This window comes from uncultured Mucilaginibacter sp. (genome assembly GCF_903913935.1).
GTDB lineage: Bacteria > Bacteroidota > Bacteroidia > Sphingobacteriales > Sphingobacteriaceae > Mucilaginibacter.
The window spans coordinates 14190-28457 of sequence record NZ_CAIWNH010000257.1; the positions used below are offsets into that span (position 1 = coordinate 14190).

At 44.2% G+C, this 14268-nt stretch carries 12 protein-coding genes; 6 read left to right on the forward strand and 6 right to left on the reverse strand.

Annotated features, from left to right (window positions below; translation table 11 throughout):
* The first annotated feature begins 40 nt into the window (after positions 1-40).
* From QZY09_RS10000 to QZY09_RS10020, 5 genes are read left to right on the forward strand one after another with little or no spacing between them, the layout of a single operon-like run.
* Positions 41-445: a cupin domain-containing protein gene (locus tag QZY09_RS10000; protein ID WP_295671910.1), complete on the forward strand. Its 405-nt coding sequence runs from the start codon at positions 41-43 to the stop codon at positions 443-445.
* Between the two features lie 13 nt (positions 446-458).
* The gene (locus QZY09_RS10005; RefSeq protein ID WP_295671913.1) at positions 459-1220 is read left to right on the forward strand and encodes a carboxymuconolactone decarboxylase family protein; all 762 of its coding nucleotides are present in this window, start codon (positions 459-461) and stop codon (positions 1218-1220) included.
* Positions 1221-1230: 10 nt separating this feature from the next.
* On the forward strand, positions 1231-1809 hold the full coding sequence (locus QZY09_RS10010) for an NAD(P)H-binding protein (RefSeq protein ID WP_295671916.1): 579 nt from the start codon (positions 1231-1233) through the stop codon (positions 1807-1809).
* Positions 1810-1840: 31 nt separating this feature from the next.
* Positions 1841-2824, forward strand: a complete 984-nt coding sequence (locus tag QZY09_RS10015; RefSeq protein WP_295671919.1) for an aldo/keto reductase — start codon at positions 1841-1843, stop codon at positions 2822-2824.
* Positions 2825-3253 carry a nuclear transport factor 2 family protein gene (locus QZY09_RS10020; RefSeq protein WP_295671922.1) on the forward strand — a complete coding sequence of 143 codons (429 nt, stop codon included), beginning with the start codon at positions 2825-2827 and terminating at the stop codon, positions 3251-3253. It abuts the gene before it with no gap.
* 257 nt (positions 3254-3510) lie between these two features.
* On the opposite strand, the gene QZY09_RS10025 is transcribed toward QZY09_RS10020, so the two are convergent.
* The 6 genes from QZY09_RS10025 to QZY09_RS10050 form a co-directional block, all read right to left on the reverse strand.
* Positions 3511-4563, reverse strand: a complete 1053-nt coding sequence (locus QZY09_RS10025; protein ID WP_295671925.1) for a LamG domain-containing protein — start codon at positions 4561-4563, stop codon at positions 3511-3513.
* 29 nt (positions 4564-4592) lie between these two features.
* Complete coding sequence (locus QZY09_RS10030; RefSeq protein WP_295671928.1) at positions 4593-6098, reverse strand: RagB/SusD family nutrient uptake outer membrane protein; 1506 nt, start codon at positions 6096-6098, stop codon at positions 4593-4595.
* 17 nt (positions 6099-6115) lie between these two features.
* Positions 6116-9322, reverse strand: a complete 3207-nt coding sequence (locus QZY09_RS10035; protein ID WP_295671931.1) for a TonB-dependent receptor — start codon at positions 9320-9322, stop codon at positions 6116-6118.
* Positions 9323-9602: 280 nt separating this feature from the next.
* Complete coding sequence (locus tag QZY09_RS10040) at positions 9603-10766, reverse strand: glycoside hydrolase family 130 protein (RefSeq protein ID WP_295671934.1); 1164 nt, start codon at positions 10764-10766, stop codon at positions 9603-9605.
* A gap of 172 nt (positions 10767-10938) precedes the next feature.
* Positions 10939-12171, reverse strand: a complete 1233-nt coding sequence (locus QZY09_RS10045; RefSeq protein WP_295671946.1) for a sugar MFS transporter — start codon at positions 12169-12171, stop codon at positions 10939-10941.
* Positions 12172-12179: 8 nt separating this feature from the next.
* Entirely contained in the window at positions 12180-13094 is a 915-nt protein-coding gene (locus QZY09_RS10050; protein ID WP_295671937.1) for an ROK family protein, read from the reverse strand.
* Positions 13095-13979: 885 nt separating this feature from the next.
* Between QZY09_RS10050 and QZY09_RS10055 the strand changes: the two genes are divergently transcribed.
* A partial coding sequence (locus tag QZY09_RS10055) for a LacI family DNA-binding transcriptional regulator (protein WP_295671941.1) occupies positions 13980-14268 on the forward strand: 289 nt, incomplete at its 3' end.

A 14268-nucleotide genomic window follows, 5' to 3' on the forward strand; every position in this document is an offset into this window, starting at 1 on the left:
AACAGATGCATCAAATTTTAAACAAAAAACTACAAATACCATGAATACTACCGATCAGAATGAAATTTTCCCCAGGGGTGACCGGGGGCCTGCAGATTACTTTAACGGTACTGCCTGGGTTAAAATATTGGTCCCCAAAGACCAGACCGGCACCTACATGGTCGGCAACGTTGTTTTTGAGCCTGGATGCCGTAACAACTGGCATACCCATGCCACAGGGCAGATCCTGCTGGTTACAGATGGAAAAGGCTGGTACCAGGAAAAGGGGCATTCTGCAAGGCCGCTTGCCAAGGGAGATGTGGTCGTCATCCCGGTTAATGTAGAACACTGGCATGGCGCTACAAAAGACAGCGGTTTTACCCACATCGTGATCACCAATAACTCCCCTGAAGGGCCTGTAAAATGGTTGAACTGTGTTACCGATGAAGAATATAACGCTCTTTGATAAAAAAAGCCGGATGGAAAAAATAAAGTTAACTGATACCGCTGCGCGGAACCAAGGGGAATTATTGCCGGGCCATCAATCCAAATTACAGCAAACAGATCCGGAGTTTATCGAATTCTTCGACAACTTCGCTTTTGATGAAGTGATTGGCCATGATGACCTTGATGTAAAAACACGGGTAATGATGATCATTGCCTCCACACTTGGCGGTAACGCATTAAGCGAATATAAGGTGATGGTTGGCGGCGCACTTAATGTTGGTATTACACCCGCGGCGATAAAAGAAATATTATACCAGGCGGTACCCTATATAGGCGTTTCCAAAGCGCTTGACTTCCTGTCGGCAACCAATGAAGTTTTGGTTGGCCGGGGCATACCGCTGCCGCTGGAAGGGCAATCTACCACAACCGCGCACAACCGATTCGAGAAAGGATTATCCGTGCAAAAAGCAATTTTCGGTGCGGTTATTGATCAAATGTATAAGGATGCACCTGAAGACCTGAAACATATTCAAGGATACCTTTCGGCCAATTGTTTCGGCGATTATTACACCCGCTCAGGATTGGATATTAAAACCAGGGAACTGATCACTTTTGCTATCCTTATTGCGCTGGGTGGTGTTGAACCACAGGTAAATGGCCATATCCAGGGTAACCTGAATGTGGGGAATGACAGGCAAACATTGATCAATGTGATCACGCAGCTGTTACCCTATATAGGCTATCCCAGGACATTGAATGCCATCAAATGCCTGAACGAGGTAGTACCTGCATAAAAAGCCAAATATGAAAAATGTAATTATCCTTGGTGCCGGCGGTAATATTGCCAAACACGTAATTGATATTTTGGTGCAAAACGAAGATATCGGGCTGACGCTTTATTTGCGTAACGCCCGGCGCTTAAGAAACAATAATATTGCCGCGTGCCGCATTGTTGAGGGCGATGTGTTGAATTATAAGCAGCTAAAAGAAGCCATAGCAGGTCAGGATATCGTATACGCGAACCTGGCGGGAGACCTTGAAGCGATGGCCAAAAACATCGTTAAAGCCATGGAACAATCAGGCGTTAAAAAACTTATTTTTATCAGTTCGATCGGCATTTATGATGTTCCATTAAGATCCGTTTTAAAACCATACCGGGCTGCGGCAGATGTGATAGAAGCATCTGGCCTTGAGTATACCATTTTACGGCCAACCTGGTTTAGCGGCGTAAACGAAGTTGATTTCGAAATAACAAAAAAAGGCGAACCGGAAAAGGGTTCGGTGATCTCACAAAGGAGCCTGGCAACATTCATCACTAAAATCATTGAGTCTCCCGAAAAATATGCCCGGGAAAATCTGGGGATCAACAAACCTAATTCATAATAACCTGGAATAAACCAAAAAATAAACAGCAATGGAAAAGAGAAAACTTGGAAACAGCGGCCTGGAAGTATCCGCATTGGGACTGGGCTGCATGGGATTAAGCTACGGGTACGGCCCGGCAACCGATAAACAGGATGCGATAAAACTCATCCGCCGGGCTTTTGAACTTGGCGTTACGTTTTTCGACAGCGCCGAGGCCTATGGCCCGTTTGACAACGAAGAACTGTTGGGCGAGGCGCTTGCACCTTTCCGCGATGAGGTGGTGATCGCTACTAAATTTGGTTTTAAAGAAGGAAAACCGGCGCTTGGCCAGGACAGCAGCCCGGCGCGGATCCGGGTAGTGGCCGACGAAGCGCTAATGCGACTGAGGACTGATCGCATCGACCTGTTTTACCAGCACCGGGTGGACACCAACGTGCCGATGGAAGATGTTGCAGGAACAGTAAAAGACCTAATCGCCGAAGGCAAAGTAAAACACTTTGGCATGTCAGAAGCAGGAGTACAATCTATCCGTAAAGCACATGCCGTACAACCGGTAGCCGCACTTCAAAGTGAATACTCTTTGTGGTGGAGAGAACCTGAAAAGGAGATTATACCCACGCTGGAAGAATTGGGGATCGGCTTTGTGCCATTCAGCCCGCTGGGTAAAGGCTTTTTGACCGGCACCATCAACGAAAATACCACTTTTGATAAAACCGACTTCCGCAACATCGTACCGCGCTTTACACCGGAAGCAAGAAAAGCAAACCAGGCCCTGGTTGATCTGCTTGGAAAAATCGCGCAGGAAAAGCAAGCAACCCCTGCGCAAATTGCGCTCGCCTGGCTGCTGGCTCAAAAACCATGGATCGTTCCGATACCGGGCACTACCAAGCTGCGCCGATTGGAGGAAAACCTTGGCGGCGCTGCGGTTGAACTTACCCCTGTTGATTTAGCAAATATTGAAGCCGCTGCCGCCCACATTACTATTGAAGGAGCAAGGTACCCGGCCAGTTTACAAGAAAGAGTAGGAAAATAAATGAAAAAACTATTAATTATGGGCCTTTTGCTGATGAACGGCCACCTGTTCGCCCAAACACAACAGGAAACAGAGATCCTTAAACTATCAGAGAAGATGTTTAAATGGGAAGTTGACGGAAAAACCGACTCCCTGGCCAGTCTTTTCGATGAAAAATTTATGGTAATTGGCAGAACCGGCGATATTCAAACCCGCAGCCAATACCTGGCAACGCTGCGAAGCGGAAATTTTGTGCACAACAGTGTCGACGTGGAAGAAAACACGGCAACGGTGGCTGATAACACCGCTACAATAGTTGGAAAAGGAAAATTCACCGTCACCGTTTCGGGCACCAAAATCACGCTCCACCTGTCATACATAGAGGTATTTACCCGAAGAAAAAACGGTTGGAGTCTGCTTGCGTTACATGCCGGCATACTTCAGAATTAAGATTTCTGAAATAACAAAATGGAGCAACAATCAATTGATTATAAGCTATTTATCATCAATCAGATCACTTTCTGGACAGGGCTTGCTGCCACCTCTATTTTTCCTTACTCTTATTAATTCCCAAAAAAAGAGCACCCTTTTGGGGTGCTCTCGCTAACTGAACTTTAAATTATCAACTAAATCTCACCTTAGTGTCTTTAAACAAGTGTACAGGTTTGTATCTGCCCTAAATCACCCATTTATTAATATTAAACTGCCTATGGCTGTTCCATTGTATACAGTGATTTTACCTCATTATCGCTTAGCACTTTATTGTAAAGGTGCAGGTCATCAATCGAGCCAACAAAAAAGTTACCGCCATAATAAGCGTTAGGGCTGTTTGGATCGGTTAAATTATAGGCTGATTTAGGAAGCTCGTTACCGATGGCCAGCGGCGGTGGAGAACTTAATGCTACCGGGTCGCCACTAACATCGGCCGTTTTTACCAGTGCGCCGTTAATGTAAAATTTCTCTGTACCGTTGGTAAAACTCACTACAAGGTGCGTCCAGGTTTCCAGCGGAACTGAAGGACCGCCATCGTCCTGATCATGATAACCTGTGCTGGTTAACACGGTAAGGAAAGGCAGGTTGCCACCCTGCAATTGGAATTTATATCCGTTCCAGCGGTCTAATGAGAAAATATAATTTCCATCACTTGATATATGGGGTTTTACCCACACACAAATAGTAAAACTGCTCGGGCGAAGTGCCAGATCAAACGGAACTTCTACATAAGCGGCATTTTTAAAATCGTAAGCTTTATTGGCAACGCCATAACGGTCGGCAACAGGCACCGGTAAAGTACCGCCATCGGTTGGGGCAACACCATATGGCCCTACCCAACCGGTTTTTAGCTGGCCATCGTGTCCATTTCCCGATGCGTCTTTAGCATCGCCATCAAATTTCCATGAAGCAACCAGGTTAGCCGCCGAAATTTGCTGTATTAAATTAACATTAAACTGCACTGCAGCCCTCATCAGGTTTGCCACCGCATTATTAACCTGCTGTTGTGTAAATTGACCATCCGCAACACTTTTGGCCAACGATAAAGCAGTTTGAAGCGCCGCCTTTGAGCCAGGCACATAATCTCCTGCTTGCTTTCCTTCAACCGCTGCGTTATAAACCGCCGTCAATGAATCTGTTTCTGCGGCAAGCTTAGTCTTGTCAGAACTATAATTTGGTTTATCAGCACTTTTCTTGCAGGATTGAAAGACGGCTGCCAGCGCCATCACCATGATGAACACTGCTTTTAGTTTTTTAAGCTTTTTCATTTATCAATGATTATTTAAAAAATGTACAATTACTCACCCAATTTTAAATTAGCCTCCCTTTCACTTTCCGGTATCGGGAAAAACTGGTTGGTGGTAAAATTAAAGTTGGGTTTATTACTGAGCGCCGCTGCGGCGTAAGCCTGGCCGTAACGGATAATATCAAAAAATCTATGAAACTCTAAAGCAAGTTCTGATCTTCTTTCTGCACGGATAATGTCGCGCAGAGATGCCTGGTCGGCAATGGTAACATCAGGTAATAAACCTGCTGGTACGGTACCGTAACCGGGTAAAGAAGAATCATATAAATAACTTTCCCTCGCACGTTTACGTACCTTGTTCAGCGGAACTAATGCTGCCGCTGAGCTACCCGACTCATTTAAAGCTTCGGCTTCAATCAAAAGCACCTCCGAAAAGCGAATGGCCTGGTAATTTAAATTACCATCTCCCCTGATATTAATAGGGATCTCGGATAAAGGTTGTGTATGCTTTTTACTTACATAACCTGTTGAGGTCCATGAAGGATCAAAGGCGCTATCGAAGTAAGGATGCCCTGCTCCACCAACGGTATAATCCAGGCGCGGGTCAACAGTGCCATCCGGGGCCTTTTCAAAATTGTTCACCAGGCTTTGTGTCGGCAGGTAAAATCCGTAGCCATTTAACGGCCGCGGTGCAAACCATGCGTTTAAATTATTACCCTGGTACGGTACAAGGCCGCTGGTATGTTGTATGGAGAAAACGCCTTCAGCATTGTTTTTGGTTGCCGCTCTGAAATTGTCAGCATAAACCGGTAACAGGCTGTATACGCCCAAAGCTTCCACCTGTTGCGCGGTTGATGCCGCCAGAGCCCATTTTTGTTCAAAAAGATAGGTTTTAGCTAATAAGGATAAAGCTGCACCTTTGGTTACACGCCCAACGTCCGCACCTGTCCAGGTGGTTGGTAAAACGGCAGCGGCTGCCTGGCAATCCTTTTCTATCTGGGCATAAATTTGCGCCTGTGGTAAAGCAGGGCTCTGTAGTTCTGCAGGGGTCTCCACCTTTAAATGCAAAGGTATTTTTCCGTAAGCCGCAGTTAAATTAAAATAATAATAAGCCCTTAAAAATTCAGCCTGTGCCAATACTGAAGCCCTTACAGGCTCGCTTACGCCGGGTTGGCTGGTCGCCAGGCCGTCAGTAATTACATTACATGCAAAAACACCGTCATAGTACCTTTTCCAAACAGCTTCAACAGCGGAGTTTGTAGGGTTGATGTTAAAGTTTTGCACGCTCAAAAAATCAGACTGGTCGCCATCACTGCTTCCTTTTATCGCATCGTCTGAAGCCAGGTCGCCTAAAACCCAGATCGCATTCGATGCCCCATCCGTAAAGGTGAGCGGAGCATAGGCCGCATTTACCCCCAAAATAGCGTTGGCATCAGAGGTAAAAAAATTGCTGGTTTGGTACTGGCCCAACACGGGTTGATCCAGTACCTTTTTACATCCTGTTGAAATAAAAAACAGGGATGCAGTCAGGTAGATATAAATATTTTTTGCTTTCATCTCTATATTTTTTTTAGTTAGAAATTAGCGTTAACGCCGACAGTAATCGTACGTGCCGATGGATAAGTTCCCCAATCGATACCAACCGCCCTCGGGCCATCCGCGGCATTGTTGTTATTTTGATATTGTTCAGGATCAAGGCCACTGTATTTGGTAAATGTCAATAGGTTTTGACCGCTTACATATACTCTTACCGCTGATAAACCAATGCTTTTTAAGGTGTTGGCGCCAAGCTTATATCCCAGCTGCACATTTTTAAGCCGCATATAGGATCCGCTTTCAAGGAAACGGGTAGATGGCATTTTGTTATTTGAACCATCGGTCCATGATAACAGCGGATAGGTATTGGTTGATCCGGGGCCGGTCCATGCATTTTCAGCGATACGTTGCGTAACATTAAAAGGACGATAAAAGCCTTCAATATCAGTAAGTACCTGGTTATAAATTTTATTCCCATAAACGCCCTGGAAGAATGCGCTCAGGTCGAAATTTTTGTAGGTAACATTGGCAGTTAGGCCGTATGTAAACTTTGGTATAGGGCTGCCTACAAAGCTGCGATCTTTATCATTAATAACACCGTCGCCGTTTACATCTTTATACATCACGTCACCCGGCCTGATGCCCGGGCCCTGGTAGGCATGGGTAAATACCTGCTGCGCATTTTGAAAAATACCTTCCTGCTGCAACAGATAAAATGAACCAATGGGTTGCCCTACTTCAGTAAGTGTGCCAAAATAGTTATTATCAATTCGGCCGCCCGGGATTGGTGTGCCACCGGCAAGGGAGGTTACTTCGTTTTTAAGGGTAGCAAAATTGCCGCTCAAACCATAACTCCAGTTGTTGTTGACAACTTTTTTATAGCTCAGTTCCAATTCAAGGCCACTGTTACGTACACTTCCTGCGTTAACCTCAGGTTCGCCTACGCCAAAGGGCTGTTGTCCGCCGCCGCTGCTTGGTTCGGGTAGCGGTATTAACATATTGGTAGTGTTTTTTACATAATAGTCGGCTGTTAACATCAGCGCGTTCTGGAAAAAGCCGACATCCAAACCAACATCTTCCTGGGTACTTGTTTCCCAGCGCACATTTGGATTACCTAAAGATGTTATGCTAATTCCCTGGTTGGTTGCGCCCCCAAAGGGATAATACCCGCTTGTACCAAAGGTAGAAGTGTATGGATAATTACCGATACCTGAATTACCTAACTGACCAACGCTTGCACGCAGCTTTAGGGTAGAGATCGGTTTAACATTTTTCATAAATTCTTCCCTGTCAATCCGCCATCCCAATGATCCGGAATAAAAATTCTCATAACGGGATGTTGGGTCGAGCTGAGAAGAGCCGTCCCTGCGGAAATTTGCGCTGGCCAAATATTTACTATCATATTGATAATCCACACGGCCGAAAAGCGAAAACATTGCCAGGTGTGCTTCGTTGCCCCCATTTTGCTGGCTTGCGGCAGTCCCGTTGTCTAAATACTGAAAATTGGGAGTTTGATTAACATAACCGGTGCGTGAAGCGGACATCGCCTGCTGGTCTTGTTTGATCAATTCGGTACCAGCTAAAAACTTAAAAGTACTTTTCCCTAAAGCAAGATCGTAGGTGGCTGTATTTGTCCAGTTATAGTTTAAATTCTGAGCATTTGATTGAGATAACGCGTTGGGCGAATTGAAAAAACGATCGATGCCGAATGTTTCAAAAAATTGCTTGTTATCTGTCTGGATCCAATTCAACCCAACATCCGACTTTATTTTCAAACCTTTTATTGGGTCAACCTCTGCATATGCATCACCTAAAATGGTATAACCATAGGTGTTGTCATTGGTGGCATTGGCCAAAGCTACGGGGTTGATACCGTCACCCAAAAAATTACCTAAGGTTGAATTTTGTTGCGGCAGATCCACATATTGTCCGTTTGCATTGTAAACAGCGGTACCGGGTGTGCGGAACAAAGCATAACGTACAACACTGGCAGCACCTTCATAACCATCGCCTGATGTACCAACCGTCCTTGTTTTGGAATAGGACAGGTTAATGTTTGTACCCAGTTTAACATATTTTGATGGCGTACTGCTGATGGCGGTACGCAGGTTAAACCTGTTGTATGACGAGTTTTGGATCAACCCGTCCTGGCTAAAATAATTGGCCGATAAAATATACTGAGAGGTTTCATTGCCGCCACTCATGGAGAGGTTAGCGTTGCTGATTTGCGCCGGCTTCAAAATTTCTTTCAGCCAGTTTACATTTGATAAGGTACGGGCCAGACTATCCGATATCTTTGGCCTGTTATCATTTGTCGCAGCAGTATTGTACGCTTGTACATATTGCGTATTATTAGCCATTTTAATTAAATTCTGAGCGGTTTGGACACCGGTATAAGCGCTAAAATTAATCTGCGTTTTGCCGGCTTTACCTCTTTTAGTGGTGATGATAACCACACCACCTGCTGCCCTTGCGCCATAAATAGCCGCCGATGAAGCATCCTTTAATACATTGATGCTTTCAATATCATTTGGCGAGATCTCGTTGATGCCATCCTGGGTAGGCACGCCGTCAATAACATACAGCGGCGAAATACCATTAATAGTTCCAACTCCGCGGATGATAACACTGATACCATCGCCGGGGGCGCCTGTATTTTGCGTTACTGCTACGCCGGCTGCCCTGCCCTGTAATATCTGGTCAACACCACCTACGGGTATTGCGGCAATATCTTTAGCATTTATTAATGATACAGCACCGGTAAGGTCCTTTTTCCGTTGGGTGGTATAACCTACCACAACAACCTCATTTAAGTTGCCCTGCAATGCGTTTAACACAATGTTTATTTGTGTGCGACCAGCTATTGCTACTTCCTGGGTTTGGTATCCGATGTAGGATACTACCAGTGTTGCATTTTCGGGCACGCTTACCGTAAAACTTCCGTTTACGTCGGAAACTGCCAGGCCCTTGCCGCCTTTAAGGCTGATGGAGGCGCCAATAAGGCCCTCACCGCTGGCGTCGGTAATCTTCCCTGTTACTTTTATATCAGTAAGCTGTGAATTTGATAGCAGATTGTTTTTGGATGAACCTGCGGTATGATATACCCGGTTGCTTCCGTTTGCAGAATTCGCATATACAGAAAACTGAACCATTGCTACCAGAAGTAAAGCAAAAGCAAGTTTCGCGGCTAAACGAATTCCTTTTTCATATCGGGAGATAATGAAATAACTGTAAGTTTTTTTCATATACTTTGAATTAAAGTGAATAATTGAATAATGCTCCTGATATGGCCTGAGGAGGCCATACCCATATTGTCGGTAAAATAAAAATGCGGTGCATTTCGCTTTACCGGGTACTGTTTTAGTAAATTATTTCATTAAGATTCCCCTTTCTTCTCATAGTTTTAATTGGTTTCAGATATTCTTTCAGCAGTAATTTTTAATTTTTTAGAGCCAAAAAGCCCCCTAACCCGCTACTTTGCAGTGAGTCATTTAAAAAACGGAATAAACAATCAGGGGAATAGTACTATAAAACAGGTATCGGGTCAGGAGGAGCCGGTTTATTGGGGTCAAAAACAGCTACCCCTACCCTTGAGTCTGCACAACCATAATAGAGGAACCATTTTTTCTGAAAATAAACCAGACCTTCAATAAAAACTGTTCCGTTTACATATTGCCCGCTTTTTTCAAACGGTGCCATGGGGCGCAGGAACGGAACATCCAAACGGGTTATGAGCTTCGAAGGGTCAGATAGTGACAGTAAAGCCTGCCCGGCGCAGTATGAATTGCCATTAAAACGTTTATCTCCGCCATTGCCGGGATGGTTCTTGCCGTTATAAAATAAGATAATACCCTTATCAGTCATTATCGCCGGCGGCCCGCACTCAGTAAGGTCACTGTCGAAATAGCCGGCGCGCGGAGAAAACAGCTGTTTTAATTCGCCCTTGCTATCAACTTCAGGCTTCCAGTCTACCAGGTTAGTTGAAGTAGCCGCATAAACATGCTGCTCGCCCCAATACATCCAGTATTTACCATTTATCCGGGCAATAACCTGTTTATCACCCGCCAGTTTAGTGAGAATGGAGGCAGATTTATTGGGAATATCAGCAAATTTGCCATTATAAAATTTCCTGAAGATAGGACCATATTTTACCCAGTTGATCAGATCTTTTGAGGTAGCAACGCCCAGGCGCGGAACTTTACGGTTCCATTGGGTATAAAACATCACATAGGTTCCGTTTTCGGTTACAGCAACGCGGGGGTCCTCGCAGCCACCGGGCCATTCAAATGCCTTCTGGCTATCATTTCCCGGGTACAGCACCGGTTTGGAGTTTCTTTTAAAACTAAGGCCATCGCTGCTTTCGGCATAACCGATGCGTGAGGTGCGGGTTCCGATCTCAACGCCGGTCAGGTCTTCCGAACGGTAAAGCACCACAATCTTGTGGCCTTTAACAGTGGCAGCGGGGTTAAAAGTATAATTCGCTTCCCATTTTTTCATTTTGTTCGACATGGGATCTAAAAACGCCGCATTCAAATCCGGCGAGATAATCGGATTAATACCAGCTGGCCTGACAAAGCCACCAAATGCCCATTTGGGAAGAACATTTTGATTACTTGTTTGTGCGACAGAAAAGTTAAAAACCAGCAGGCAGGCTACAAATCCTGATAGTTGAGTAAAAATCTTCTTCATTAAGCGTATTTATATTGGTTTATATTTGGTTTCGAAAATTGAGATTTGCAAAACCGGTTTTAGTAATCAAGAGCAATAATACTCAATAAAACCGGTTTTGCAAATTTATTTTAAATAATATTGATATTTGTTACAACTGCACCGCCGCGGGCAAATACTGCATCAAATAAAATTAATGTTTTACCTTATAAAACTTATAGCCGAATAAAAAGATAACAACATAACAAACTATCGGCAAATAATACGCTTTTGCAACATCGTGATTAGCAACCTGCCCCATTATCAAAGGAAAAACGGCCCCGCCAACAACTCCCATTGATATAAAAGAGGATGCCTGCTGGGTGTGAGATCCCAGGTTTTTTAAGCCGAGGCTAAAGATTGTCGGGAACATGATACTAAAGAAAAAGTTGATCATCATTAAAGCAATAAATGATGGCCAGCCCAAGCCCTGCGCTACGATGATGCACATAAGGATACTGCCCATTGCAAAAAAGGCCAGCAACTTATTGGGGGCAACGAATTTCATCAGGTAGGTTCCGGTGAAACGCCCAAGCATCATCATGGCCATAAAAATGCTAAAATACCTCGATGCTGACATGTTACTAAAATGCATTATCGACGAGGCGTAATTAATAAAAAACGCCCATGTGCCGGCCTGCGCGGCCACATTAAAAAACTGGGCCACAGTTGCCCAAACAAAATGTTTGTGCTGGTATAGCTTTTTTTCAGGAGCGGTATCGACATTAACGGCCTCGGGATCTATCTCAGCTACAGCGACATGCGGGTCATTTAATACCGGCACCCTAAGAAATAAGAAGGCCATGATCAATAAAACCAATACGCCACCGATACTGACGTACAAGTATTTAGCCGCATCAAGGTCGTGCGCGTTTCCTGTGGTAACGCGAAAAAGAAACCAGGAAGCGATCAACGGTCCGGCAGTGGCGCCAAGGGCATTAAACGATTGCGAAAAATTTATCCGCCGGTCACTGGTGCGCTGGTCACCCAGGGCCGCCGCAAAGGGGTGGGCCACTGTTTCCAGGGTCGCCATTCCGCAGCCCATCACAAACAAAGCGATCCTGAAAAAACTAAAAGACGCTGCATTGGCTGCCGGAATAAACAGGAACGTACCAATAGCGAACAGTGATAAGCCGAGAAGAACGCCGGGTTTATAGCCAAACTTCTTTAAAAAATACCCGGCAGGATAGCTCATCACAGCGTAAGCACCAAAAACCGAAAACTGAATAAGCCCGGATTGAGATTTGGAAACATTTAACGCCCCCTGGAAATACTTGTTGAGCACATCGCTCATTGAATGCAATAATCCCCACATTAAAAATAGGGAGGTTACAAAAACAAAGTTGACGATAAACTTTTTTTCAATAAATGCTGCTTTTTGCATGATATATTAAGCTATAATTTGGTTACAGAATCAGATGACCCAGCGGTATTACGGCTATTAAACATAGCTGCAGCGCCTATAAGCGGGGCATTTTCGCCAAGTTGAGCCAACTTAATGGGGGTAGCATTTAACTTTTTTGTTAGCTGCGGTAAAAAGAATTCAGCTGCCTTTGCAATATTGCCGCAAATCACTAAAACCTCCGGATGGTAACGCGCAATGGGCCCCGAAAGAAACTCACTCATATTATTTGCAAACTCTGAAAATATGCCACGAGCGATTTCACTGCCGCGAGCCAGCGCTGCAAGTTCCTTTACCCCGCCAATTAAGGGCACACCGGTTAACTCGAGGTGCCGCTTTAAAAACCAACGGGTCGAAAGGTAATCGTCAGCAATGGTGTCCCTATACGGATCACTGCCGAGGTTGAGGTCTTTTGTGACAGCATTTTTAGTAAACGCAGACCCGAAACCAGTACCAAGGGTAATGCCCATTACACGCCCGTGATTTCGCCCGGCGCCATTTAATACTTCGCCGGCAATGGTTGATTCCGCATCGTTTTTGAACAGGATAACCCCGGGATCTATGTTCAACAGATCAGCCAGGTGCTGCTTGATATCCATGCCAAATAATGCTTCATATTTATCAAGCCTTTTAATATAGGATATACCTTTTTCATAATCGAAAGGCCCGGGCATCGCAATACTTAGCCCTGAAACCGAAGCTGTTATATTTTTTTGTAGCACCTGTTCAAAGGCGCTTTCCCAGCGGGCCAGTATACTCTCTGCCGGGCCTTTACTATTCACTTCGACACGGGTGATACTTTGTGAGAGGATACTGTAACTTTCCAGGTGGCAAATGCCTGCCGTAATGTGTGAACCACCTATATCAGCTGTTAAAACAAATGATGTTGATAAGCTATTAATTTGCATTATTTTCTCTTTTTGTCATCTCATTAATTATTAAAATCCACCCTCGGTTCATATGCAAAAAGGGAGAAAACCCCATCCACCATACAGGGAAATCGCGTTAAAAAAGCGATTGCCCCGTATGGGCCTACCTGTTTGTAGCATTCAATTGCCCACCTGGCAATTGCCCCGTCAGGGGCTACCCTTTGCGAATGGGTAACCCCTCACGGGGTAATATTTTGTTGTTGATTTCTTTTTCTACAAACAGGTAGGCCCTAACGGGGCATAATAGTATATTAATTTTCCATCAGCATAAGTTAATTTAAGCTTTGAATATTTAAAAGCGATTTCCCCTATCCACCTTATTATTATATGATGTTCGTTATTAAATATTATTATATTAGTTCCGCAGGTTTTAAACACTGCCCGGCTGGTTATAGCAAGCTATGCTGTACATAGATGAAGTTCATTCTCCCTGGTCAATTACAGTTTATTGGTCTTAAAATAGACGACATAAACGAGTCGCGCTTAATACGGATATAACTATCATCATTTGCTGTCGGCCTGAATAATTGGTTCAAGGAATAAATTTCGCAGGGACTTTTTGACAGGTCCGGGAGATTTAAAACCTTGCAGGGTGCAATAATAATTAATAAAACCGGTTTTGCAATAAAAAATGCTATTTTCGGAGAATTAAATTGGCTTCCAACGAAAGAAACCCGGTTTTGCAAACCATGTTATACAATTATAAAATTATACCTTTACTGATTAGACTATTATACTGCCCGGACCAACCCGTTTTTTTTTAACCGGCATAAGTTGGCATAGGAAGGAACTAATATAATTGATGAGAAACGTTTACTTGAGGAAACATAGTTACCTGGTAACAATAATAAATGAAAGCGCTAAATGAATAAAAAATTATCGATCAATGACATCGCTAACGAATTGCATGTTGCAAAATCTACCGTTTCGTTCATACTAAACGGAAAGGCAAAAGAAAAGAGGATAACTGATGAGTTAGCGGAAAAGGTTTTAAAGTTTTGCGAGGAAAAGGGTTATAAACCCAACCAGCTTGCAAAAAGCTTAAGCACCGGTAAAACAAAGATGATCTGTTTGATGGTTGAAAAGATCTCCGATTATTTCTTTTCCCATATCGCCTTCCATTTAGAAGCGCTGGCTTATAAAAACGGATATA

Bases quoted from the DNA above. Each gene is read 5' to 3' on its own strand.
- QZY09_RS10005 (WP_295671913.1), top strand. From the start codon at position 459: ATGGAAAAAATAAAGTTAACTGATACCGCTGCGCGGAACCAAGGGGAA.
- QZY09_RS10015 (WP_295671919.1), top strand. From the start codon at position 1,841: ATGGAAAAGAGAAAACTTGGAAACAGCGGCCTGGAAGTATCCGCATTG.
- QZY09_RS10040 (WP_295671934.1), bottom strand. From the start codon at position 10,766: ATGAAGAAGATTTTTACTCAACTATCAGGATTTGTAGCCTGCCTGCTG.
- QZY09_RS10030 (WP_295671928.1), bottom strand. From the start codon at position 6,098: ATGAAAGCAAAAAATATTTATATCTACCTGACTGCATCCCTGTTTTTT.
- QZY09_RS10010 (WP_295671916.1), top strand. From the start codon at position 1,231: ATGAAAAATGTAATTATCCTTGGTGCCGGCGGTAATATTGCCAAACAC.
- QZY09_RS10000 (WP_295671910.1), top strand. From the start codon at position 41: ATGAATACTACCGATCAGAATGAAATTTTCCCCAGGGGTGACCGGGGG.
- QZY09_RS10050 (WP_295671937.1), bottom strand. From the start codon at position 13,094: ATGCAAATTAATAGCTTATCAACATCATTTGTTTTAACAGCTGATATA.
- QZY09_RS10035 (WP_295671931.1), bottom strand. From the start codon at position 9,322: ATGAAAAAAACTTACAGTTATTTCATTATCTCCCGATATGAAAAAGGA.
- QZY09_RS10025 (WP_295671925.1), bottom strand. From the start codon at position 4,563: ATGAAAAAGCTTAAAAAACTAAAAGCAGTGTTCATCATGGTGATGGCG.
- QZY09_RS10020 (WP_295671922.1), top strand. From the start codon at position 2,825: ATGAAAAAACTATTAATTATGGGCCTTTTGCTGATGAACGGCCACCTG.